The sequence below is a fragment of the Microcoleus sp. S36b_A4 genome (assembly GCF_036700645.1).
Lineage (GTDB): Bacteria > Cyanobacteriota > Cyanobacteriia > Cyanobacteriales > Microcoleaceae > Microcoleus.
Map to the genome: position 1 here is coordinate 54,984 of NZ_JAUBPI010000006.1, position 23,871 is coordinate 78,854.

At 46.7% G+C, this 23,871-nt stretch carries 22 protein-coding genes and 1 other RNA gene; 15 read left to right on the forward strand and 8 right to left on the reverse strand.

From position 1 onward, the window contains the following. Window positions 1-113 precede the first annotated feature (113 nt). On the reverse strand, window positions 114-251 hold the full coding sequence (locus tag QUA03_RS03460; RefSeq protein WP_333082900.1) for a hypothetical protein: 138 nt from the start codon (window positions 249-251) through the stop codon (window positions 114-116). Between the two features lie 24 nt (window positions 252-275). Between QUA03_RS03460 and QUA03_RS03465 the strand changes: the two genes are divergently transcribed. Both QUA03_RS03465 and QUA03_RS03470 read left to right on the forward strand, forming a co-directional pair. After that, window positions 276-653 carry a BON domain-containing protein gene (locus QUA03_RS03465; RefSeq protein WP_333042016.1) on the forward strand — a complete coding sequence of 126 codons (378 nt, stop codon included), beginning with the start codon at window positions 276-278 and terminating at the stop codon, window positions 651-653. A 104-nt stretch (window positions 654-757) separates the two neighbouring features. Then, entirely contained in the window at window positions 758-1,189 is a 432-nt protein-coding gene (locus tag QUA03_RS03470) for a DUF2294 domain-containing protein (protein WP_333209683.1), read from the forward strand. Here QUA03_RS03470 and QUA03_RS03475 read toward each other — a convergent pair. Continuing rightward, the gene (locus tag QUA03_RS03475; RefSeq protein ID WP_333209685.1) at window positions 1,143-1,601 is read right to left on the reverse strand and encodes a response regulator; all 459 of its coding nucleotides are present in this window, start codon (window positions 1,599-1,601) and stop codon (window positions 1,143-1,145) included. The genes QUA03_RS03470 and QUA03_RS03475 overlap by 47 nt on opposite strands. Window positions 1,602-2,145: 544 nt before the next feature. Between QUA03_RS03475 and QUA03_RS03480 the strand changes: the two genes are divergently transcribed. Together QUA03_RS03480 and QUA03_RS03485 are read left to right on the forward strand one after the other, a co-directional pair. Continuing rightward, window positions 2,146-2,949 (forward strand): DUF2267 domain-containing protein, encoded by an 804-nt coding sequence (locus QUA03_RS03480; RefSeq protein ID WP_333209686.1) that lies wholly within the window; start codon window positions 2,146-2,148, stop codon window positions 2,947-2,949. 401 nt (window positions 2,950-3,350) lie between these two features. Beyond that, window positions 3,351-5,984, forward strand: coding sequence for an EAL domain-containing protein (locus QUA03_RS03485; RefSeq protein WP_333209687.1), 2,634 nt, complete (start codon window positions 3,351-3,353; stop codon window positions 5,982-5,984). A gap of 108 nt (window positions 5,985-6,092) precedes the next feature. On the opposite strand, the gene QUA03_RS03490 is transcribed toward QUA03_RS03485, so the two are convergent. Together QUA03_RS03490 and QUA03_RS03495 are read right to left on the reverse strand one after the other, a co-directional pair. Then, window positions 6,093-7,745, reverse strand: a complete 1,653-nt coding sequence (locus QUA03_RS03490; RefSeq protein ID WP_333209688.1) for an alpha-amylase family glycosyl hydrolase — start codon at window positions 7,743-7,745, stop codon at window positions 6,093-6,095. Between the two features lie 483 nt (window positions 7,746-8,228). Beyond that, window positions 8,229-8,948: a response regulator transcription factor gene (locus tag QUA03_RS03495; protein ID WP_333082892.1), complete on the reverse strand. Its 720-nt coding sequence runs from the start codon at window positions 8,946-8,948 to the stop codon at window positions 8,229-8,231. A 397-nt stretch (window positions 8,949-9,345) separates the two neighbouring features. Here QUA03_RS03495 and QUA03_RS03500 point away from each other — a divergent pair, with 397 nt between their 5' ends. Beyond that, a complete protein-coding gene (locus QUA03_RS03500; RefSeq protein ID WP_333209690.1) occupies window positions 9,346-11,214 on the forward strand; it encodes a PAS domain-containing sensor histidine kinase in 1,869 nt (622 codons plus the stop codon). Between the two features lie 249 nt (window positions 11,215-11,463). On the opposite strand, the gene QUA03_RS03505 is transcribed toward QUA03_RS03500, so the two are convergent. Next, the gene (locus QUA03_RS03505; RefSeq protein WP_333209692.1) at window positions 11,464-11,991 is read right to left on the reverse strand and encodes an orange carotenoid protein N-terminal domain-containing protein; all 528 of its coding nucleotides are present in this window, start codon (window positions 11,989-11,991) and stop codon (window positions 11,464-11,466) included. Window positions 11,992-12,318: 327 nt separating this feature from the next. Here QUA03_RS03505 and QUA03_RS03510 point away from each other — a divergent pair, with 327 nt between their 5' ends. Then, the gene (locus tag QUA03_RS03510; RefSeq protein ID WP_333209694.1) at window positions 12,319-12,684 is read left to right on the forward strand and encodes a hypothetical protein; all 366 of its coding nucleotides are present in this window, start codon (window positions 12,319-12,321) and stop codon (window positions 12,682-12,684) included. 190 nt (window positions 12,685-12,874) lie between these two features. Here the strand turns inward: QUA03_RS03510 and QUA03_RS03515 are convergent, their stop codons facing one another. Both QUA03_RS03515 and QUA03_RS03520 read right to left on the reverse strand, forming a co-directional pair. Beyond that, window positions 12,875-14,014, reverse strand: a complete 1,140-nt coding sequence (locus tag QUA03_RS03515) for a glycerate kinase (RefSeq protein WP_333209696.1) — start codon at window positions 14,012-14,014, stop codon at window positions 12,875-12,877. Window positions 14,015-14,110: 96 nt separating this feature from the next. Further along, the gene (locus tag QUA03_RS03520; RefSeq protein WP_333209698.1) at window positions 14,111-14,443 is read right to left on the reverse strand and encodes a DUF565 domain-containing protein; all 333 of its coding nucleotides are present in this window, start codon (window positions 14,441-14,443) and stop codon (window positions 14,111-14,113) included. Window positions 14,444-14,790: 347 nt separating this feature from the next. Between QUA03_RS03520 and QUA03_RS03525 the strand changes: the two genes are divergently transcribed. From QUA03_RS03525 to QUA03_RS03540, 4 genes are all read left to right on the forward strand, one after another. Then, window positions 14,791-15,369, forward strand: a complete 579-nt coding sequence (locus QUA03_RS03525) for a hypothetical protein (RefSeq protein WP_333209700.1) — start codon at window positions 14,791-14,793, stop codon at window positions 15,367-15,369. A gap of 268 nt (window positions 15,370-15,637) precedes the next feature. Continuing rightward, window positions 15,638-17,554 carry a glycosyltransferase family 39 protein gene (locus QUA03_RS03530; RefSeq protein ID WP_333209702.1) on the forward strand — a complete coding sequence of 639 codons (1,917 nt, stop codon included), beginning with the start codon at window positions 15,638-15,640 and terminating at the stop codon, window positions 17,552-17,554. A gap of 46 nt (window positions 17,555-17,600) precedes the next feature. Continuing rightward, window positions 17,601-18,128 (forward strand): GNAT family N-acetyltransferase, encoded by a 528-nt coding sequence (locus tag QUA03_RS03535; protein WP_333209704.1) that lies wholly within the window; start codon window positions 17,601-17,603, stop codon window positions 18,126-18,128. Window positions 18,129-18,265: 137 nt separating this feature from the next. Further along, window positions 18,266-18,508, forward strand: coding sequence for a hypothetical protein (locus tag QUA03_RS03540; RefSeq protein ID WP_333209706.1), 243 nt, complete (start codon window positions 18,266-18,268; stop codon window positions 18,506-18,508). Window positions 18,509-18,531: 23 nt separating this feature from the next. Here QUA03_RS03540 and QUA03_RS03545 read toward each other — a convergent pair whose 3' ends face one another. After that, window positions 18,532-19,041, reverse strand: a complete 510-nt coding sequence (locus tag QUA03_RS03545) for a hypothetical protein (RefSeq protein WP_333209708.1) — start codon at window positions 19,039-19,041, stop codon at window positions 18,532-18,534. Window positions 19,042-19,166: 125 nt separating this feature from the next. Between QUA03_RS03545 and QUA03_RS03550 the strand changes: the two genes are divergently transcribed. The 5 genes from QUA03_RS03550 (at window position 19,167) to nuoH (ending at window position 23,821) form a co-directional block, all read left to right on the forward strand. Then, entirely contained in the window at window positions 19,167-19,406 is a 240-nt protein-coding gene (locus QUA03_RS03550) for a hypothetical protein (protein ID WP_333209710.1), read from the forward strand. Then, window positions 19,366-19,659 carry a type II toxin-antitoxin system Phd/YefM family antitoxin gene (locus QUA03_RS03555; protein WP_333209712.1) on the forward strand — a complete coding sequence of 98 codons (294 nt, stop codon included), beginning with the start codon at window positions 19,366-19,368 and terminating at the stop codon, window positions 19,657-19,659. The genes QUA03_RS03550 and QUA03_RS03555 overlap by 41 nt, the downstream gene beginning before the upstream one ends. Window positions 19,660-19,720: 61 nt before the next feature. After that, on the forward strand, window positions 19,721-21,475 hold the full coding sequence (locus QUA03_RS03560; protein WP_333209714.1) for a serine/threonine-protein kinase: 1,755 nt from the start codon (window positions 19,721-19,723) through the stop codon (window positions 21,473-21,475). 231 nt (window positions 21,476-21,706) lie between these two features. Further along, window positions 21,707-22,097, forward strand: a transfer-messenger RNA (tmRNA) gene (gene ssrA / locus QUA03_RS03565). A 605-nt stretch (window positions 22,098-22,702) separates the two neighbouring features. After that, window positions 22,703-23,821 carry an NADH-quinone oxidoreductase subunit NuoH gene (gene nuoH / locus QUA03_RS03570; protein WP_333153446.1) on the forward strand — a complete coding sequence of 373 codons (1,119 nt, stop codon included), beginning with the start codon at window positions 22,703-22,705 and terminating at the stop codon, window positions 23,819-23,821. Window positions 23,822-23,871: the final 50 nt, after the last annotated feature.

Consider the following 23,871-nt stretch of genomic DNA (forward strand, 5'->3'; position numbering starts at 1 on the left):
ATTTGTTTGACAGCCGGAGAATTATGTCTCTAGGCAGATGATCGGCCCAGTTGTACAACAGTAAATTGTATTTAGGATGGGCGCACCAAACTCAACAAACTGGGTTTTTCTACCTAGGTGGATGGCTGTAACGATACTTTTTTGTAAAAAAACTCGGTTTCTGCATCCAAGAGTGCGATCGTAATTCCTGGTATTGAGAATAAAAATTGCACGGCGACGTGCCAACTGTCAATTAACAAGTCAATTAACACAAACTTTGTCGGAGGACAAACTCTATGGGCTGGCTAAAAAGATTGTTTGGTTTAGAAAAACTTGAAAATCAAGAAACTGTTGATGCTCCTGCTTACCAAGCACCTGTAGCTCAATCTCAAGCTCAAGCTCAACCTGCTGCGAGCGCTCAGACAATCCCGCCGGAACGCATGGGCTTGAACGGAGAATACGATCAAAGCGGTTTAGCTAAACGGGTTGCTCAGGCTTTCGATGCAAATCCAGATGTTGCGGATATTGAGACTGTTTATGTGGCTCAACTTGGCACTACGGTGGTTCTCAAAGGTACAGTTCCCAGTCAGGAAATTGTCAACAAGTTGGTGACAATTGCTAAAGGCGTTAAGGGTGCAACTGGGGTGGAAACTAATGAAGTTACTGTCGGATAACGCGACGGTTATTTCTAACAGTTAACAGTTAGCAGTTAACTGTTAACCGGTTAGTAGTTAACAGTTAACTGTTTTTTTGATTTATCTTTATCTCAATAAAAAATATGACAGGCGAAACATTAGAACCTACTCGCGGGAAATTAGAACGCACTCTTTCGCAGGGAATTCAAGCTTTGTACCGCTCTCAGCTCGGACACCAAACGAGTCAGGCGCTCTGCAATCTTTTGGATAACAAATTAATAATTGTTATCGAAAATGGGCTTACTCAACCAGAAAAACTGCTCGCTCAGAACGGTCAGCAAGATTTGGCTTTGCAGGTGCGGACAGAATTAGAATCTGTCATGGAATTGCCACTGAAAGAATTAATTCAAAAGGTTTTGGGCGTGGGAGTCACTGATTTGCTCCGCGATGCGACCTTGGAGACAGGCCGCACTGGAACGATCGCAATTTTGGACTCTGCACCTCAAGTCCGTGATTCTAATTATAAATCTAAAACTCAACCAAAACCAGTGGAGAGTCGAGGTGCTGGCGGATAACTGTTTCTAAATCTTTGATGTTAAAAGGTTTGGAAAGGTATTCCACGCAGCCTGCTTCGAGAATTCGAGCGCGGTCTTCTGGTTTGGCTAGTGCTGTGACAGCAACAATCGGAATATGTCTGAGATCGGGGTTTTGTTGGACGCGCTTTACTACTTCCATACCGTCTATATCCGGTAGGCAAATGTCGAGTACGATTAGGTCGGGTTGTCGATCGACTGCTGCGGAAAGAGCTGCGTACCCGTCCACTGCTCCCACGCACTCGCAGCCGAATAAATCGAGTATTTGTGTCAGCAGCTCTAGGTTGTCCGGATTGTCGTCTACAGCCAACACTAAAGGACGCTTGTCAACCTGGGGTTGACCGCTAATGAAAGACGAGGATTCCAATTTATTGTCCCAATGAAGGTAGTTCATAAATGCCGAGCGCAACGATCAAAAAATTTGTTACCGAGGCATTCTTCAAGTGGCACTGCGGCACTTGAAACAGATTGGCTCGTATTGGTAGCTCTCCCATGACCAGTTTTTGGTCTAATCCGATACAATATCGCTACAAACTGCGGGCAAAATGACCGCTGTTGATTAACCCCATAGCACCTGCTTAATTCTACCTCTCCCAGCGCCAATTACCAACTTAGGGGCTCTTGGTGCGTCAGCCCTGGTAAAAACACGCAATAAATACGGAGAATCTTACCAATAAAGCATCCTCGCTTAATAGCATTGAAGAGTGGCGACAGCTTTTAAGGATAATAACAACATTAGACGTGGGCTCCCATACATGGATCTACCTAAAGGAATATTCTAGCCCCAACTTGAATTTAATAACTTACACCTGCTGAGAGATACTTGATTACTCTACTTTATACTTCAATGTTTTTAAGTAGTAATCATCACAATTTAAGCCAGTAAAAAAATTAAGTTTTTACATGAGCTTTACCGGATATTAACCTAGGAGGTTTTAATGACAATTCCAATCAGAGACGACCTGACTTACATTTTGCTCAAAAAGATTGGCAGCGGAAACGGCAGGGGAGAGTCGGAAATTAGGAACGCAGCCGAAGAATATGTCGGTCACCAGGTGGCAGAAGCGGAATTGCTCGGTCATCTGGACTACCTCAACCAAAGAGAATTTATTAAAGCTGACTTTAGTGGAGAACCTTACGGAGGAACTGAGGTATTGCCGCCTTTAGTCGCATTTCAAGAAGCTGATTTAACAGAAAAAGGCCGCAAACTGTTACACAAAATGGAGACGAATCCTCCGAAGTCGCTCCATCAAGAAGGGTCGGCAGTTCCTATCGCTTCAAAGGATATGCCGTTTTTGGAAAAAGTGATGGTAAACGGTCACTTGGAGGATATTTTTGATGCCCGTGACATTACCGAAGTAGTGTACCGGGTCATGCGCGATGTGATGACAAAAGACGCCATCGAGCACGTGGAATCTGAATTGCACAAAGAAGTTTTGCCTACGGATGACAAAACCCTGCAACAAGAAATAGCAGACCTCTGGAAAGATACCAATCCGCTGGTGGGATTGCTCAGCCGGGTGCGTCAACCTTTGACCGGCGCGCCTGCACCTTTGGGGATCGATGGCAATTTGTTTGCACGGAGGGTGGAACTAGAAGGCGCACTTCCTTCGGGAGTAAAACCGGAAACTGCGATCGCGGCTGTATTTTCGGCAACGAAGGATGAGCTGTCCGAGGAGCGAATTCAGGAAATAGCTGGCTTTTTGCCGGACAGAATTCGGGAAATTTGGGCGTCTGCTTAACGAGACGTTTTAAGGTATAAATACTTACTAGCCGGGTTGAGCAACCAGTATTTTCCCTCCAGAGGGCAGAATACTGGTTGCTCAACCCGGTTTCTTTATACTTTTTGCCTGGTAGCTTTGCAATTGCTTTGTAGTGAGGACTTGAGTCCTGATCAAACTCGATCGAACTTTCGTCCTCACTAATGTCAGATCGCTCTTTCCTTGCCTTGTAATTGCTGTGAAAAACCCGGTTTCTCACCGAAATTTGTCGGAAAACCAGAAATATCTCCATAAACCGAGTTTCGTATCATTGGGTTGGGTCAAGCCCCTAGACAGAGCGAAAGTATTGTAATGTATAATACAAGGCAAGTTAAGACTGTGGCTCGCAAAAATGCTGTCAACAGCCCGGGAGATCAAAAGGCATGACCCGCACCAAAGTTACACAAATGTCACGATCGACTTTAGAACAAGAGATTTTACTCAATCGAATTACCAATCGCATCCGCAACTCTTTAGAACTGCAAGAGATTTTGACGACAACTGCCCTAGAAATCCGCAGCTTTTTACAGAGCGATCGAGTAAAAGTTTATCGCTTTGAGGCCGACGGTAGTGGCGAGGTCATTGCTGAGTCCATCAACGGCGACAAGTTGCCATCTATGCTGAGTTTGCGCTTTCCACCAGGCGACATTCCCCATAGTGCTCGGGAAATGTTTCTCAAAGCGCGGCAGCGAGTGATTGTAGATGTGGAATTGAAGCATCAAACAATTAACCGGTTAGATTGTCCCGAAACCGGTAAAACTTTAGCAGTTGAAGATATTACCTATCGTCCTGTAGACCCTTGTCACGCTGAATATCTGAAGGCTATGGGGGCACGTTCTTCTCTGACGGTGCCGATTTTGCATCAAAATCACCTTTGGGGGCTGTTGGTGTCTCACCATAGTCAACCGAAACGGTTTAGCGATCGAGAATTGAAAATGGTGCAGTTGCTTGTGGATCAACTTTCAATTGCGATCGCCCAATCTTTTCTGCTAAGTCAAGCTAGACAGCAAGCGCGCGACGAAGCTGTTATCAACCAAATTACCAGTTTGCTGCATTCTCCTCTGGAACTCCACGAAATTCGGAAAGCAGTTCTCGAACAAACTGTCAAGCATTTGCATGGTTCAGGAGGGCGTCTCTACATTGCAGCCGAGTTTGGCGATCGGCCCGCTTTGCTTTATACCTGTGGCCAGCAGCCAGCGGACATCGACCTTGAACTCAGCCCATTTTGGCAGCAGATTATGGGGAGGGCAAACCAAGACGATCCACCACAAACAGCTAATCATACAAGCCAATTAGGTATTTTTGAAAATCTATATTCCCAGCATTACAGCTCAATTGACAGCAATATTTCCAGTTTTCTCGTACCGCACCTGTACGCAATTTCCGATATTTCTAAAGAACCTCAACTTAAATCTGTATCTGCCAATTTAGTCGCAGCTTCCATTCGATCTTTTTTGGCAGTACCGCTGCAATATCGCCAACAGTGCATCGGCTGTCTCACCGTTTTTCGCAGCCCTATACAAACCGAAATTTTGTGGGCGGGCCGTTGCAGTTCGGACGCCCGGCACGATCGTCCCCGACAGTCCTTTGCAGCTTGGAAAGAAATCAAAACCGGCGAAGCTCAAAAGTGGACTAGCGAGGAACAGAAGCTAGCACAATCTTTAGGAACTCACCTGTACATGGCTGCAATGCAGAGGCGCGTCGAGGCGATGATCCGACATCAAGCTTCTCACGATCCATTAACCGGTTTACCCAATAGATTACTGTTTAATGAAAGGCTGTCTTTAGCTTTAGCTAGCGCTCACCAAAATGGAGAAATGCTGGCGGTAATCTTTCTAGATTTAGATAGATTTAAAAATGTTAACGATACTCTCGGTCACCCAGTGGGCGATTTGTTGCTGCAAAGTGTATCTCGGCGTTTGACTAACTGTTTGCGCCTGGGGGATTCGATGGCTCGTTGGGGCGGGGATGAATTTACTGTGCTGCTGTACAATATCAACACCCCGGAGGAAGCAACTAAGATTTGCCAGCTAATTATCCAGAGTTTAAGCAGTCCTTTTGATTTTGAGGGTCTGGAACTTTATATTAAGGCTAGCTTGGGAGTTGCTTTGGCTCCTTATGATGGAGAAGATGCAGAAACTTTGCTGAAAAATGCTGATGCGGCGATGTATAAAGCTAAACAGAAAGGTCGCAATAATTATCAGTTTTACACGCAGGCGATCGGCAGTAAAGTCTCCGAGGATCTTAACTTAGAAAATGATCTTTACAAAGCTCTAAACAAATCTGAGTTTGTCCTGCACTATCAACCGCAAATAAATTTAAATACTGGCAAAATAGCGGGCATGGAAGCTCTGATTCGCTGGGAGCATCCCGAACGCGGTTTGATTCCTCCCGATCGATTTATTCCCTTAGCTGAGGAAACAGGATTAATCTGCCAAATTGACGAATGGGTGATGCGGACTGCTTGCTTGCAAAATCGAGCGTGGCAATTACTGGGATTGCCGCCGATTCGGATAGCAGTGAATTTATCAGCCCGCCAGTTTCTGCAACCTCACACTGTACAAAGCATCGCTGAAATTTTATCAGAAACCAAGTTAAATCCCGAATATTTAGAAATAGAAATTACCGAGAGCATTGCCATGACAGATGTGAGCTTTACTGTGTCGGTATTGCAGCAGTTGCAGGACATGGGAATTCACATTTCTCTGGACGATTTTGGCACTGGTTATTCTTCGCTGTGGTCTCTGAAAAACTTTCCCCTCAATAATTTAAAAATAGACAAATCTTTCGTGGCCGATTTGGTGACCGGCAGCAGCGGTGCTACTATTGTGAAACTGGCGATCGCCTTGGGACAGGGGCTGAATTTACAGGTGATTGCTGAGGGAGTGGAAACAGCAGAACAGTTAGCGTTTTTGCGATCGCATCAGTGCGATATGGGTCAGGGTTACTTCTTTAGCAAACCAATACCGGCGGCGGCGGCAACGCAATTGTGCTTAGAAAATCAATCTGGGAAATAATATTGATTCCGCTTGCACCGTCCGTGATTGCGGACTGTTGACTCACAGTGAACAGTCAACAGTCAACAGTCAACAGTCAACATCATTCCGGTGTAACCGGAAATGATATTACTGCCAAACAAACACTTTGGCTTCGTATTCCGGCAAGTCAATCATAATATTGTCATCGCCAGATTCAACATCATAATTCCCAGTCCATTCGTGCCAAGTTCCGTTGGCAGGGAAGTGGGGAACGCTGTAACCTGCCAGATAATTTTCCGACATATTCGCCACAACTACAACTCTGGAACCTTCATCGTTCCAGCGAGTGTAAGCAAAAACTTTCGAGTCGGGGTCTTCGTGGAAAAACTCGATGTTTTCTGTGTAAAGTGCTTGGTTATTTTTACGCAGGTGAATCAAGCCTTTGTAGTATTCCCACAAACCTTTATTCAGGTCATTTCCTAGCAGCGTCCAGTCAATTTTAGATTGCTCAATTGTTTTGCCTTTGTATTCGCCAAATTCTTCGCCCATCCAAATCAGCGGCACGCCAACTGCTGTCATTAACAGCACGGTTCCCAACTTTGCCCGCTTGAAGGCGGCTTCATCCAAAATTCCGCGATCGCCCAATTCGGCAAAAATGCGATCGTGATCGTGATTACTCAAATAATTGACTACATTCGTAGCACCCAAGTAACCTTGCCGCTTGCAGTCGATTACCTCTTTGAGCCGTTCTAAATCAAAATTGTCCCCGCACAGTTGTGGAATTATGGAGTGATAGAAACTGTCGTGCCAGCAGCCGTCCATCGGCCCGTCTAGATTGGTGATGCTGGGCTCGTCGGGAATGTATTCGGCAACAGTGTAAAACGGTTTGGGGCCGGCGACATTTTTGGCTTCTTGAACTACCCAGTGCATAAAATCGTAGTTAGCAATTTGTCGCGCCGCATCGAAACGAATGCCGTCGAGATGATATTCTTGAACCCAGAAGCGGACTGTATCGCCAGCAAATCTGCGTGCGGGGAAAGTTCCTAAGTTTTCGTCGTAGAATTCGTAGTTAAATTCCGGGCCCCAATTGTTGTCTGGATCGCGGGGCTCGTGGTGATACCAATAATCGTGATCAATTTGAGTGAGGGGGCTCGATGCTTCCGAGTGGTTGTAAATCCCGTCCATGATCACGCGAATCCCGCGCCCGTGACACTCGTCTATCAGGTTTTTGAGTTCTTCTGTGGTTCCGTAGCTGGACTCGGCCGCGAAGAAGTAGCGGGGGTTGTAGCCCCAACTGTAGTCGCCTGGGTATTCTTTGAGGGGCATGAGTTCGATCGCGTTGACGCCGAGTTCGACTAGGTAATCGAGTTTTTCGACGACGTGCTTGTACTTGCCGCGGGCCAGCGGGTCTGCTTCGCCACCGGAAAAGTCGGCAACGTGCATTTCATAAATCACTAATTCCCGATCGGCCGGTAGCGGTTTATCGTCGTGTTTCCAAACATAGGTATCGATAATGCGATCGCCATCTTTGATCCGAACAATGCCGTTTTGAGTAGGATCGTCGATGTCAGTCGCGTAGGGATCGACCACATCTACCCACTGATCTGCTTCCAGAAACCAGCTTTTCGACTGAACGCGAAATTTGTATTGATAAACGCCATCCTCCAACTCAACTCGCGTGCGAAAATAACCTTCTTCGTCCTTTTCCATCGGAATATCTTCCCAATTAGAAAAAGAGCCAATCAAGGCAGCTCCTTTGTTGTAGGGAGCAAATAACTTGAATTCAATTGGGGCGGCCATAATACCTCTTTCTAAAATATTTCAGTAGCAGTTGATACTTTTAATTTCGCAAATTTAAGCGAACTCAGGCATCACTCTACGGATATAATTTTTTTAAGGCTTAACTCTTCCTAAAAGTATCGTAATCAGGCCTCTGTCTCCGCCTTTTATGAATTGATATCGCGCAATATTGGCAGTGCCAGCGAAATTTATCTAACTGGGGATCGCTCAACAACAAGTATTAGTAATACGCTATTTTTTTAGCATCTATCTTAAGGTAGATTTACTGATTGAAAGATAAAAAAAATCTGTACTGGGGTAGATGCAACTTTAAAGTTTACCTCTTTTTTAACAACAAACAATTGCTCGGCGGGTGCACACTGCCTACCCTAATTTTTTGGTAACAATTAGTGAGTCGGTGTGCACTGCACACCCTTAATCCGTGGCCGTAAGGTGCGCCCAGCGCACCCTACTTTTAACTTGATTTTGCCTGATGATCGGGCTTCATCCAACCAAGCCAGAACGCAGGGCGAGAACGGCTGCCTGAGTGCGGTCATCAGCGCACAACTTGTTCAAAATATTGCGGACGTGAGTCTTGACTGTACCGACAGTAATGTACAGCTTTTCGGCGATTGCAGCATTGCTGTAACCCTGCACGATCAGTTCCAAAACTTCTAATTCCCGTTCGGTTAAAGGGTAAGTCTCAATGATGTGACTGAACTCAGGTTCAGCAGCCTTAATTGTGACTCTTTTGCCCTCAGCCTTTGGTTCTTCCGGCGCGGCTTCCTGAGTGCGAGCTTGTTTCAGGACAATGCGGGCGATCGCCGGATCGATCCAAGAGTTACCTTCGTGAGTTACTTTTACTACATCTAATAACTGATCGAAGCTAATATCTTTCATGCAGTAAGAGTCAGCTCCGGCGGCAAAAGCTGCCAGAACTTCTTCTTCATTGTCCTGAAAAGTCAGAATCAAAATTTTTGTATCGGGATCGGACTCCGCTACCGATTTCTTGAACTTTTGTGTAAGTTCAATGCCATCAAAATCCGGCAAGCCAATATCTACAATTGCAACGTCAGGTTTTGAAGACTGAAGCAGTTTCAATCCCTCTGTAGCGTTAGCTGCATCGCCGACAACTTCTATCGTGTCACGCTGTTGTAAAGCTGTGCGGATGCCCACTCTTGTCAGGTCATGGTCTTCTACCAAAGCAACGCGAATTTTACTCATCTTTCTTCCAATAGTCCGCTAAACTTTTAAAATATCATCAACTGACTCAGCTAAACTGAGTAAATTTGAGAATGTGTCCTGATTTAGGGTTTTACAGGCTGCACATCATTTTTAAGCATACTCATGCAGCCGCCAAGAATGCAAGTTAATTTTTAAGTTATTTTGCGGCGATGCCTGCACGAGCCCGATCGGGACAGGTAAGCTCTCAATGTTTCAACAGTTTAACTAAATTATCTCATTGTCCGCCCGTTGATAGAGGTAAGGATTCCACTACCCAGATAGATTTAAAGTATAAAAAATTTTGATGCACTTGGCTCGTCAAAATCAATAAAGCTAGCAGCACGAGTCTTTAGCCGGTGTTAGGGCTATAGTCCAATGCTTATTTATATAACCTGTTATGACTCAGTATCACGGCAATAAGTCTTTTCAGTCGGAGTTTTCCGACTCGGAAATCTTACACAAAGTATCTGAAATAACATCCCCCCAACCGCAAGTTGGCGACTGCGAAACTCAGGACGATCGCCTGTGGTCGGCAATTCCTCACATAGTTTGGAAAACAAATGCCGACGGCTGGGCGACTTATTTCTGTCAGCGCTGGGAGGAGTACACCGGGGTACCAGCAGCAGCAGCTTTGGGTTTCGGCTATCTGGCGCGCGTCCACCCAGAAGACCGCCCTCGTCTATTGGCGAGATCGCACACTTCTAAGTGCCCGTCGCCAAGCTACGAAATTATATTTCGTCTGCAGACGCGAGAGGGCACATACCGCTGGAACGTCGCGAGAGGAGGGCCCGCTAATCTAGACAGTCAGGAAGTTTTGGAGTGGGTGGGAACCTACACAGATATGGAACCGATCAAACAAACTAAAGCCGAACCCCAAGCAGAACAAGAGTTTTGGCCGCATCAAGCGCGATCGGAAGCTAACTTCAAAGCTGAAAAATTGTGCGAAGCCCGGACGGTAATAGAGGCTGGGCGAGATTTGCAGGTGATAGAGCGGTTTACAAATATATTGAGCCAGCGGGCGGGTAGCTTATGCCAGTTGTTGCAAGGCATTGCGGATGCGACTGTAGAGGCGATCGCAGGAGCGGAATTTTGCCTAGTTGCTCTCCTGGAGTCCGATTGCAGCGGTCTCAAACTCAGCGCTGTCGGGGGTACGGAAAACTTTGGTGGGGGCAAAACCCCGCACGTGCAAAACAAGCTGCTGTGGAAAGCATTTGCGACGGGAGAGTCTGTACTGTGGCGGTCGGAGTGCCGCAAAGGCTTGCTGCCGGCGGCGGCTTGTGCAGCGGCGATCGAGTCCGGGCCGAGCGGGCGTTTGGGTGTGCTGGCCATCGGCAACGGGAAGGACAGCGCGGCGATTGACGGGCATACTCAGCAACTGCTGGCGGTGATGGGAAAACAAGCGGCGATGGCAATTAACAACGCACTGGCGATCGAAAAATTAAAAAAGCAGGAACAGCTTTTAGACTTGCAAAACGAGCTGCTAATTCGCCAGCAGGAAGAACTCGAAAATCAGGGGCGACGCATTCAACAGCAAAAATTGCAACTGCTAGAAGCAGCCAAGTTAAAATCGCAATTTTTGGGCATCATGTCCCACGAATTGCGAACTCCCATGAATTCGATTATCGGCTTTTCCCAATTGCTGCTGCGCCAGCACAAACAACTGCTGAGCGCCCAGCAAACAGAAATGGTGGGGCGCATTTTACATAACGGCAAAAACCTGCTACTGCTAATTAACGATATCCTCGACCTCTCCAAAATCGAGAGTGGCCACACAGAATTAAAAATTGAAAAATTTAATTTAGCGCATTTAGTAATGGATGTCGCGCTGGAATTCGGAAATCAAGCCACCGATAAGAACGTGGCATTGTCCGTCAGTGTCTGCTTGCAGGATCAGTTGATAGTTAATGACAAGTTGCGCCTGCGGCAAATTTTGGTGAATCTCGTTTCTAACGCGGTTAAATTCACCCATGAGGGCAGCATCTACATTGAGGTGCGGCAATTAAAGGGCGATCGGCTAATTATCACCGTTCGGGATACAGGAATCGGCATCTGTGAAAAGAATCTTCCCCACATTTTCGACAAGTTCCGCCAAGGCGACCAAACCACAACTCGCCAATATCCAGGCACCGGTTTAGGACTAGCTATTTGTGCTTCTTTAGTCAAGATGATCGACGGTACAATTACTGCCGAAAGTCCACTCAAAAAAGGTTCGATATTTCGGATGGAATTCCCGCGAAAAATTTACCCTAAACAACTCACTTGCTGACTGAAAACCTTTTTATATTTCTCAGAAGAGCCGATTTTAACCGCTCATACAAAAACTTTCGTCCCTCTCTAAGACACGAAAGAATAAATATGAGTAAGAGCCAAAAAAGGTTTTACCTACTAATTATAGCGGTAGGGTGCACCTCGGCGCACCCTACATATAGAGGTTTTGGGTAATTCCTTTATTCTTGAGTCCCTCTCTGCTAGGAGGAGAGTTTGTGTAGGATAGGTTGCAACAGCAGACTCTTACCTACAGACTAGAAGTTTTCCCTACTTCTGCCTGAGTAGCAATTGGTTTAACATCGGTGTAGCCCATATTATTAGCTACGTCGCGCAGCACTGTAATTTGCTGTTCAAACTCAAGACCTTCAATTTGACCCAACACACCATTGACAGCCTCAGTTGCCTCATATCCTTCGGGGATATCGACAATTGTTTCCCCCATACCAATAGCCCAAGCATACCAAACCACCAACTGATTGTTAGCAGTCAAAGCTCCGTAAGCGTGGGAATAGGGCGTGTCGTCGCGGTTAACAATACCGCGCATTATATTCAGTTGTTGGTCATGGGAAAGCTTGTAAAAATCATCCAGCAGCATGGGAGCTAATTGTGGGTCGGCGGCGGCGGGAGCGGCTGGTGTAATTGAATCTCCCATTTTTTCATAAACAAAGTAGAGCAGCGCCAGTTTTTCATCTGTACCCAACCCGTTGATTGTCTGAACGATGTTTTTAGTGTCGTTGGAGAGAGAGTGAGGATTGGTGGCGGCGGGTGAGTTCATAAACAAAATTCCTTAAAAATGCTTCCAGAATATATAAATATCAACATTTGTAAGTGTCCGTCACCATCCCCGAGAGGTAATACGATTTTAGATTTTAAATTTTAGATTTTAGATTAAACAATGGGGAATGGCTTAGTATGTATGGGTTTGGATCTTGTCTAAAGCTGCATTTTTTTCGGAAAGTGGCGTAATGTTAAGGCACCACCCTAGAATATATCATCCTTAAGATAGAAGCGAACGATACATCTGCGGGTAGATAAAAAAGCAGGGAATTCAAGTAATAATTGATACAGTGAATTGTTAAATAAAACTAGCAAGGAGTCGGCTATGTCTGAAATCAATACAGAACCAAATAACATTGAGAGCTTTGACGCTCAGCAGATCACTGAAAGCGCGGAAGCTGGAGAACAAAAGTTGCCGACCGTTGATGTATCAGCAGACTACGAAGCTTCAAAAGAATTCAGCGTTAGTGACATTGATCGCACTGGTGCCGGCGCTCAAGCTGCCGCCGCTGCAACTGCACCTAAATTTCCTATTCCCGCTGCTAAAGATATCGCCAAGCCTGCAGATACAAGTGGCAATCCCGCTGATTTTCGTTCGATGGCTCAGGACATTACGCCTGCAGGTACACCGGGCGAAGTTACAGACGATTTGATGCAGAAAGCGATCGATCTTGGGACTCCTGGCAGTTAATTTAGAAATTCTCGATCCTCGATGCAAAACCTCTGTATTGTAGGGTGCTGATGCCCCGCTTCACCCCTATAATTACCGCGTCAAATCACGTTTTGCATAAGTCCTGAATGGTCAAGTGAGTGCACGATAAGATGCAATACAGTAGGGACACAACAATGTTGTGTCCTTAAATTTTTAATTTTTAGTGTCCCTAATCGCTTAATTTTAAGTCGATCGCCCGACGAATTTTGCCCACAGTGCGATCGCCCAAAATTTCAATTACTAAATCAACGCGATCGCCCTCCAGCATCGACTTAATAAATAACTCTGGATGCAGCGCTTTCCAGAAATATTCGACAAACCGATTAATTTCAGCTTCTGACATTCCCGACTTCCCCGTCGCCATCATTTCCCGTTCCGCCTGATTGCGCCACACTTGAGAAAGGCGATAATCTTGGGGATACAAAACCATCAACCGATCTAATCGGTTCCACAGCGGCAAATAGTTGTGCAGCTTTGCATTCATATCGCGCGCAAACTGACAGTCGCTTTCTGTGGAAATCGGAAACGGTGCAGCCGCCAAGAACTCGTTTAATTTGGCATCAACCACCGGATTCACGCCGACAAACCAACCTTCAAAAAGTACAATATCCGCCCCAGAAATAATTTCGGGTTGACTTCTATCTCCTGCACCTCCATAGGCAGATTTGTCAAACCTGGGAATTTCTATATTTTTATTAATTAAATCGGGTTGGAGGGCATCTAATTTGGGATTGTCAACTGCTGCTAAATTGTGAGTCTGAGAAGCGCGCAACTTGTCTAAAACTGCGATTGCCAAGTCAATATCGTGAGTGCCGGGAGGGCCGCGCCAAATTAAACGCGGGTCGGCTTTTTGGAGTTGTTGGCGATCGGCATAAGTCTTGTAAAGATCGTCTAAAGAAAGGCTGACAGTAGAATATCCCAATTTTCCCAGAATCAGCCTCAAAACTTGGCATAAAGTAGTTTTTCCCGTTCCTTGCACTCCTAAAATTCCTTGAATTAAAGGACGGTTTAAACTTTGTTTTGCAGCCGATAATTGCATTGCCAGCGGCAGCCAAAGATTCCACAAAGTTTCGAGGAAAACAGTTGGCTTTAGGGGGAAAGTATGATGTTCGTCAAGAAGAGAAAAAAATAAATCGGTTTTGCAGCGGACAACATCGGCTACATTGTCGGGAGTAATGCCAAAAGCGCGCGCTCGCACATCATCCGCAAGTTCCCACAAAGCCAGTCGATCGAAGTCGGGAGCGATCGGGCGCTCGCCAGCTTGCCACCGATGTAAAATTTCAACAGGGGTTATAGTCGATCGAGCCATATCCTAAAAACTCTCTATGCGGGGGCGGGTTTTGTACAAATACTATCTGCAAGTGACAAATATTTCATCCTAAACCCGCGCCGATTCAAAAAGTTTTTAAGAACCTAGTTTGAAAGCCTCCACAAATAAATTGTAAGTGATACCAATTTTCAGAGCATTGAGCATATCCACCGAAAAAGAACCTGCTACAGGCCGCAGGCGGGCATAAATCAGCCAGTTGGCGAACTCCGTCAACAACACCAACAGCCCGGCCGCGATAATATCCCACTCAGCAGATTGTCCCGCGATCGTCGAAATAGCTGTTCCCAAAAAAGTGCCGAACAGCAGGCTAATTAACAGGAGCGAAATCCGTCGCCAAGGATTGTTGAGCCAGCCTCGGAAGCGATCGCCCAGAACATCAATTAATCTGTTAATTCGGGTATTCTGCATAAAAGTTATACCATTTGAGATTTGAGATGCGGAATTACTGATAACTATTGGGGTTTGGAGTACGGGCCTATAGTGGTACTCTTTTTTTCAACTGGTATTAAAAGCTATACCGATAAGTAAACAAATGACCCTCCGGACCAACTCCAAATCCTTACCGGAGTCAGTATGTCGCCATCTAAAATCTCAAATTTAACATCTAAGATGGTATTGAGCGATCGCGGACTTATAGCCGAGAACGGTCAATTAATTAAGTGTAACTGTATCTTGTGGCACAGCAGCCCCTGGTTTTACATTAAAAATAGTTAAGACTCATTACCGGTGCAGTCTATCCTGTAAGCCTAAAATTTATGAATCTTAAAATTTACCAGATCGTAATTGGAGTGTCGATCGTCCTAATTACAGGAATGTTTCTAGGACGTTTTGAAATCACTATCTCCAACGGTTCAAATCCTTCCAGCGATTGGCCCTCACAAGCCACCGCATATCCCCCCACACTCCCCGTTTCCCCAGTCGCCACAGCTTCTGCCGACACGACCAGCGAGCCCAAGCCCGACTCAACACCAACCCCCCGAGATGCAGAGGAGGAATTGCTTGCCTCAGTCCCTGTAAATGCTAAAGCCTCCGGCCTTTTGCGCGTCAGCAACCGCAGCGAACACCCAGTGCGAGTGGCCCTGCTGTCGAAACGGCAAGCCAAGGAATCCTATGGAAAACCAGCGCACTGGGATTTTGCGCCGGGGGAAGGCGGTGGCAAGGGACTGATGCTATCGCTGCCGGAGGGCAAGTTACAAGTCAAACGGGGAGACATTCTGGTGGTTTTTGCTCAGGATGGTTCTCGCCGCTACTGGGGGCCTTTTGTCGCCGGGGAGACACCCTCGCCGGCTTGGAACAGCACAGCCGGAGAATGGCAGTTAATTTTGCAGCCGTGAAGGCTTAGCTGCTGGTGCGGAGATTTTGGTCGAGAAAGCCGATTGATCCGGTCTTGTTGAGAAGGGTGTGGCTATGTGAGTTAACCTCACATAGCCGCATCATTATAAAGAAAAGGCTTTCCGGCCTGTTCATGAAAGGCTTGTTGAGAATGGTGCAACATCTGAGTTTAACCAGATTCGATCGAGTTGGGAGTTTCGAGAATGCGAATCTTTCGGTAGACTCTCTAAGCGAGCTAAAATTTTAAATCTAAAATCGCAGGAAGTTTGGGTGAAGGAAGTTATTAAAAGTTTGTCAGAGTTTAGAAATCGCCCGATCGCACCTTTGCTGCTATCGATTTTATGGCTGTGCGCGATCGCCTGGGTAGGTTTCTTGTGGAATCTCGGCAACATCGGTTTAGTTGACGAAACCGAACCGTTGTTTGCCGAAGCCGCCCGTCAAATGACGGTGACAGGAGATTGGATCACTCCTTATTTCAACGGCGAAACGAGGTTTGACAAGCCGCCGTTGATTTACTGGCTGATGGCGGTGGCTTACCGCACTCTGGGCGTTAACGAATGGGCCGTGCGTCTTCCCTCGGCCTTGTGCGCGATCGGTCTGACTTGCCTCGGATTTTATACCCTATCGAAGGAAGAAGGAAGTTCGGCAACGAGAACTGTACGGGATTTAACGGATGTCAGGAAGCAGGAAGAAGTCCGATGGAAGCCGGAAGAAGAAACAGAGAATAACAACTCACAACTCAAAACTCCCCGTCTCCCAATCTTTTTTTCTACTCCTTGGATTGGTGCGGCGCTAATAGCTTTAAATCCCCAAACTATTGCCTGGGGACGGACTGGCGTTTCAGATATGCTATTAGTTAGTTGTATGTGTTCGGCACTGCTCGCATTCTTTCTCGGTTACACTCTAGAAGAACAGAGAGAAAAAGCAGAATTTTCCACTGTTTCCGCTTCCCGATTTCCCAATAAGTGGTATCTGACTTTTTACGTACTAATTGCCTTAGCAATTCTGGCTAAGGGGCCTGTAGGAATTGTCGTTCCAGCGCTGATTGTTGGCAGCTTCGGGCTTTATTTGGGAAATTTTCGCCAACTTTGGCGCGAAATGCGTCCGGTGTCGGGAATCTTAATTATTCTGGCGATCGCCCTGCCTTGGTACATTTTCGTTATTTTAGACAACGGTCAAACTTATATTGACAGTTTTTTCGGCTATCACAATTTCCAGCGTTTTACTGGAGTAGTCAACAAACACTCGGCGCCTTGGTATTTTTACTTTTTTGTAGTGCTAGTTGGTTTTGCACCTTGGTCGATTTATTTGCCGGTGGCGATCGCCCGCACCCGTTTTTGGCAGCGCAGTTACTGGCGCCGTCAACCGCGATCGGCTCAGTTGAGTTTATTTGCTTTATTTTGGTTCGGCTGCATCTTTGGTTTTTTTACGATCGCCGTGACCAAATTGCCGAGTTATGTATTGCCTTTAATCCCCGCCGCTGCGATTTTGGTAACGCTACTGTGGAGCGATATTATTGCAGGCAACGAACCTGAAAACAGGCGGGGAAATTTAGAAAAAAAACCTAATTCTTTACCGCGAGGGCTGTTAGTTACATACATTTTTAATGTCATATTTTTATTAATTGTAGCCGGAGCAACTTTCTACAGCTACAACTGGTTGGGAGATGACCCGGCTATGCCCAATTTTCCCCAAGCAATTCAGCAGTCGGGATTGCTGATTGTAGGCGGTGCGATTTGGATAACTACAGCGGTGGCGATCGCACTTTTACTTTGGCAGCGGCAACAACGCTGGATTTTGGTTGCTAACTTCATCGGGTTAGTAGCATTTATCATCTTTGGTCTTACTCCCGCCTACAAAGTGGTCGATATCAACCGCCAGTTACCTCTGAGACAGTTAGCACAGGTTGCCGTTCAACAAAAACTGCCTGGGGAAGAGTTTATTATGGTTGGTTTCTGGAAACCAAGTCTGGTTTTTTATAGCCAAGAGCCGGTGACTTACTACCGAGCTGTCAGAAGGGCGATCGACTACATTAAGGAATCTAAAACCCCAACTTCTCCCTCTATTTTGTTGCTGGGATATCCAGAGAAATTTGTGGAATTAGGATTGCAACCAAATCAATATCAAGTGTTGGACAGTCGGGGTGCTTACCAACTCGCCAGGGTTCCGAGAACAGCATTTCGCTAGTGTCTATAGTGTTATTTAATACTTGTTGGTTAAACAAGCTAGAAAAATGATTACAACTAAGAATCTTCAACTACTTGCCGTCCAAAGGATTCACGTAGAAGCTTTCTTACGAAGTAAAAGCGAGCTTGCAGCAATTTTAAATGTCATAGTGCCTAATAGCTGGCCTCTTTTCCCAGAAGCATTTTCCCTCCCGGCTGACGAAGCTTGCGAATTTAATCCGCCTCCAACTGACTGGCACAGCTACTTCTTTATCCATCCAAAAAATCAAGTGCTGGTTGGCAACGGAGGTTTCACAGGCTCACCTGATGAGTCGGGGACTATAGAGATAGGTTATGAAATTGCTTCCGAATATTGGAATCGCGGATTTGCAACTGAGGTGGCACAGGGAATGATTGATTATGCTTTCGCTCACGAGGAGGTGAAAGCCGTCATCGCTCACACTTTAGCTGAAAAAAATGCCTCCAATAGCGTGTTGCAAAAAGTGGGAATGAAGTTCATTGCAGAGGTGGACGATCCTGAAGAAGGCAAGATATGGCGATGGCAAATAAGCAGGGATGAATATCATCCGACTTGAACTGTAAAGCCGTTTGGCTGTTTAAGCCACTGGTTTTGGCGGTAATTTGAAGGCTCTCGGTTGGAGCATTAAATCTGCCAGATTGCATAAAATCTATAATCTAGTCACTACCTAAAACCCGAAGCTGGGAGCCTACAATGGTTTCAATTCTCAACAAACCCTACTCATTAATCCATGAGATTTGCATTGAAAAAGTCGAGGGGTGGAAGTTGTTCAAATTTAGTGAACCGCTGCAACAGCGGATGGAAGAATTGTTAGAGAAGAAGAAGGCAGATCAACTAATGGCCGAAGAGGTATGGGAACTCGACGCTATGGGGGAATTAGATCGTATCTTTACCCACATCAATGCAATGATGGTGGCTGAAGATGTCAATCAGTGATCCGACGATATAGAACGTTTGGGTTAGCCACGCCCTTCAATGTATCCCTTAACAAGTTGGGTAAAAGCTAATACCTCAAGCATTAAGTAAGTGAATGAATTAGCTATTAAAAATGATTTATTAACTTTGTATTTTTCAATTATTTTTAGTCCCCAAATCCCTATTAATAATTCTAGGTAAACGGAAAAGAAAAACATAGGAATGAGTGTAATCATAATTTCCAACGGCAGAAATGGAAAAGAACCAGGCTGTACAGGCACGGTTGTGTGGAAGACGATATGTCCAATAAACGCCCCAATACATAGGATAATAAAACCTCCCCCTATCGTCGATATGATATTTGTTATAAAAGCAATAAAAATTGCTTTTAGGATACTCAGATTGAGTAGTTTTTTGTGAATATAAGCTTCTATCGCGATAATGGGAATTAGCAAAACAATTTGATAGACAACACTCTGACTGAATAGTGGAATTCCGGCATTGGCGAGATATAGAGATGTATTTAAGTGCATAAAAAAGCTAGTAGAAAACATAGAAGTGGGTCTCCTGTAGTTATTAATGATGATAATTAGCCTGCCATTTGTTGAGCCTAGCCTCAAGTTGTCTGAAACAATGGAGAATGGATAGGATGCCATTTTAGTGTAAAAGTATGGTAGCCATGACTGAGTTACTCGAACGTGTGTTAGCGGAGCCCTCGAAGAGGATCGCCAAGTTGAAAACATTGTCTGCCAGCGAGCAAGATGCCCTCGCTTCAATGATTCTGGAAGAACTTGAAGACGATAGGCGCTGGGATCAAGTATTCTCCTGTCCCCCAGATGCTCTTGCTAAACTCGCAGTGACCGCAATGGCTGAGTATCATGCAGGCAAAACCGAAAAACTCGATCCAGAAACATTGTGAATTCAAGCACTACAACCGAGTTCCGTTTAATGAAGCTCAAGATCAGTTGCAGCAGTCGATCGCTCCCATGAGTCAGTCACTTCAACCGATCGCGATCGCAGGACAAACTAGCAATGCAGTGTTATTATCTGAATCTGACTCCGCATCTGTTAAGGAAACACTGTATCTTTTCTCAGTGCCGGGAATGCGGGAATCGATTCGGGAAGGAATGGCAACGCCGATCGAGGATTGCGATCGCTCTTTGGAGTGGTGAGGAGATCCCACTAGACGTGCAATAATCAGCCATATTCTCTGGTACGCGATCGCCTGAACCTATGGATGCGCTAATCGGCAAAACTTTACAGGGTGGAAAGTACACCCTCGAACAAGAATTGGGCCGCGGCGGCTTTGGAATAACTTTCAGGGCAAATCACCGCTATTTAGGACAGCCTGTAGTCATAAAAACCCTCAACGAATCTCTGCGGCAGCAACCCAATTTTGCTGAGTTCGATCGCAAGTTTCAAGACGAAGCGAGGCGGTTGGCTTCCTGCGTTCATCCGAATATTGTCCGCGTTAGCGATTTCTTTGTCGAAGACGGGCAGCCTTACATGGTGATGGACTACATAGCCGGTCAGAATTTGGGCGATGTAGTCGGTTCAAATAATCCGCTGCCAGAAAATCTTGCAATTCTCTACATCACTCAAATTGGCGCTGCTTTAAAAGTAGTTCATCAAAAGGGTTTGCTGCACCGAGATGTCAAGCCGCAAAACATTCTTTTGCGCCAAGGTACTCAGGAAGTCGTGCTGATTGATTTTGGCATTGCCCGCGAGTTTACTCCTGGTACAACCCAAAGTCACACTAATATGGTGTCCGACGGCTACGCGCCGCCAGAACAGTATTTTGCCCAAGGAAAATATACGCCCGCCACAGATGTTTACGGTATGGCGGCGACGCTTTATACTCTGCTGACAGCACAGGTGCCCGTGGCTGCAATTTTGCGTACCAGCCAGCCGATGCCTTCGCCCCGCGACTTGCAGCCTCAGCTAAGTACGACAGTCAGCCAAGCGGTGATGCGGGGGATGACGGTAGAAGCTCAAAATCGCCCTGCTAGCGTCGATGAGTGGCTGTCGCTGCTGCATGGGCAGGGGGGTGCAGCGTCGCCGAGCACTGGGCCGACGGTGGCGGTGATTCCGGGACACGGGCCTCAGTCGCCTGCGGGTTCCAGAACAGCTCCTGCTGTGGTGTCTTCTGGGCAAGGCAGCCGCAAGGTTTGGTGGATTTTGGGGTTCGTGGCGATCGCACTTATTGTTGCAGGTTTGGTCGGGATTGCTAGGGTTTTCCTCAACCGGCCGTCTTCGGAACCCGCACCTGTGGCCCAGGACGATCGCACTTCGGTACCTGCTGATCCAGACGCGCGATCGAGCACCGCACCAATTCCCGCGCTGACACCAACGCCAGCACCCACTCCCAGAGAAACTCCGCCGCCTGCTGCTGAAACTCCAGCGCCTGCTGCTGAAACTCCAGCGCCTGCTGCTGAAACTCCAACACCAGCCCCAGCGCCAACACCAGCGCCTTCTCCGGAGGCTGTCGAACCCACACCAACGGAAAAACTGGTTGACAAAGAGTTGCCGCCAGATCGATCGCCCGCACCTAGCGAACAACCGGGAACCAATTATCAGAAGACTCCCACAATCCCAGGGTATGCGGTTGGTACGCCGGAAAGTCAGATTTTATCCGAATTGGGAGAACCGACTGACTCTCAAGCGCGGGGCTATTGGCCAAATACTCGCACCGCACTTTACGAAATATTGCCAAATCGGATTACTCTCGGCTACATATACGATCGCGATTCGGGCGAGCTAGTACAAACAGAGGGTTCTTTTGCCCAGTCTGTGGACGATTTGGTAGTACGAACCGCCTTAAACGGGATGGTGGGCGGCGCCAGCCGGGAGATTTTGCAAGGCTTGGGCGACGTGCAGCAGCGCCGGAGTAATCGGTTTACGTTTAAGAAGGGTTCGCTGGAAGGGATGATCGAACGCAACGAGCGCGATCGGATTTACATCGGCGTCTGGGACGAAAATTTGCATTAAACTTGGCAGGGCTGACATTTTGCACCCTTGTCAATAAACCTGGGCGGGCTCTTCGGCCCACCCCACAGGAAAAATCAACTCTTGTGGAACAAGCCCGAAAGCCTGTTCAAGAAAATGGTGCACGATGTAAATATTCCCGACTCAGCTTTGTGCCAAAATCGAAAATCCAAAATCTAAAATCGGTTGACTTGACGCAACACGAAATATTGTCTATCATAAAAGAACACACGAGGGGCTGTAATGGTTTCGACAGGGTGGCGAAAGCTGCTCCGTGATGCAGGTCGAGAGGGAGTCTACTCTCGTTAATATCGGCTCAAAAAAAATAGTAAATGCGAACAACATCGTTCCTTTCGCTCGCAAAGCCGTAGCTGTAGCCTAAAAACTTCTTGAGCTTGGTTTAGAGTGTATGCCACCTCACTCCGTTAAAGGTAGCATAACAACCCCCAACGGATGCCCTGGCTAAACGTTTCTAGTCGGCTAGCTAGGAAAGCAATCACTAGAAAATCCCCCCATTTGGGATAAAAATGGTTCCCGCCCCGAGGATTAGAGGGGATAAACCTGTGAACGATCGGAAGGTAAATACCCGCTTTGGACGGCAGTTCGATTCTGCCCAGTTCCATAAAAGAAGAAGTAGCGTAAAATCAATGGTTTAAGCCATTTGAAAGTTACTTTAAAGCATTAAAAGGGCCCAGAGTTAACTCTGAGCCCTTTTGTTTGGCCTAAATCTGGCTTATAGCTGAGTCTAGATCCCCCTCGCATCCCAGGGCTGTTTCATTCTCAGGAAAATCATGGTTTTGTAGGGGTAGTCCCCCCGTGCCTACCCCGCTACCGACGATCGAAGGGGCGTTTCAGGCATCGGGGCAACGACGGGGGTTTACCCCGGAGCGAGAATGAAACAGCCCTGCCTCGCATCCCCATAATTAATTAAAGGGAGTCGGGGGGATCGAGGTTTGAGACACGAGAGTGCATAAATCCAGATTGATTTCTTACTCAAAATCGATCGGGCACTCAACAGTCAACCATCAACCATAAGTTACCCACCCATTAGCTACGCTGCGGGCTCATATAATTAGAACTTCACCCTGTCTGTGCGTTCTTGGAGCCTGTCGGGCGATATACTATTAGGCGGTAAAGCATTAAAAATCTTTACAAAGACCCCGATTTCTAAGCCTACTCCTACAAAGGACGGGTGAAAAATTATATGCTGATCGCTCAAAAGCTGGACAAATGAACCCAGGAATTGACTTACAAGGAAGTTTCGTAGAAGCCCTCATGAATTTGGGCTTACCGGCGGACATCGCCCAAGTGCTTTGGCTACCGCTGCCAATGTTGCTGATGATTGTCGCTGCCGTTTTCGGGGTACTCACTAGCGTCTGGCTAGAACGGAAAATTTCCGCCGCCGCTCAACAGCGGGTAGGCCCGGAATTCATCGGCCCTCTGGGAGTTTTAGCACCCGTTGCTGATGGTCTGAAGTTGGTATTCAAAGAAGACATCGTACCGGCCAAAGCTGACGCGCTGCTATTTACCCTAGGCCCGGTAATTGTGGTGATTCCAGTTTTTCTCTCCTACTTAATCGTGCCCTTCGGAGAGCATATGCTGATCGCCGATATGGGGACGGCGATATTTCTGTGGATTGCCCTGTCTAGTATTCAGCCGATCGGCTTGCTGATGTCCGGCTATGCTTCTAACAACAAATACGCCCTCCTCGGAGGACTCAGAGCCGCAGCTCAATCCCTCAGCTACGAAATTCCCCTAGCTTTGGCAGTATTGGCAGTTGTGATGATGTCCAACAGCCTCAGTACGATCGACATCGTACAGCAGCAAGCCGGCTACGGCATTCTTGGTTGGAATATCTGGCGGCAACCAGCAGGTTTCCTGATTTTCTGGATCGCAGCACTAGCAGAATGCGAACGGTTGCCCTTTGACCTCCCGGAAGCAGAAGAAGAATTGGTAGCAGGATATCAGACTGAGTATACAGGCATGAAATTTGCCTTGTACTATATCGCTTCCTACGTTAACCTCGTCCTTTCTTGCCTGCTAGTAGCAGTTTTGTACCTCGGCGGCTGGGAATGCCCGATTCCTGTCGGAGTGCTGACAAATGCCCTGGGATTGAGCGAGACGACTCCTTGGTTACAGGTAATTACTGGCTTGCTGGGCATTACAATGACCATGTTGAAAGCCTACTTTTTCCTATTTCTGGCAGTTCTGCTCCGCTGGACTCTGCCGCGAGTTCGGATCGACCAATTGCTAGATTTGGGATGGAAGTTTTTACTTCCCGTTGCTCTAGTTAATTTGCTATTGACCGCAGCTTTGAAACTTGCCTTTCCCTTTGCTTTTGGCGGTTAATTAATAATAGGTAAAAGGCAATAGCTAAACAAAAATAGCTGTTAACCAAT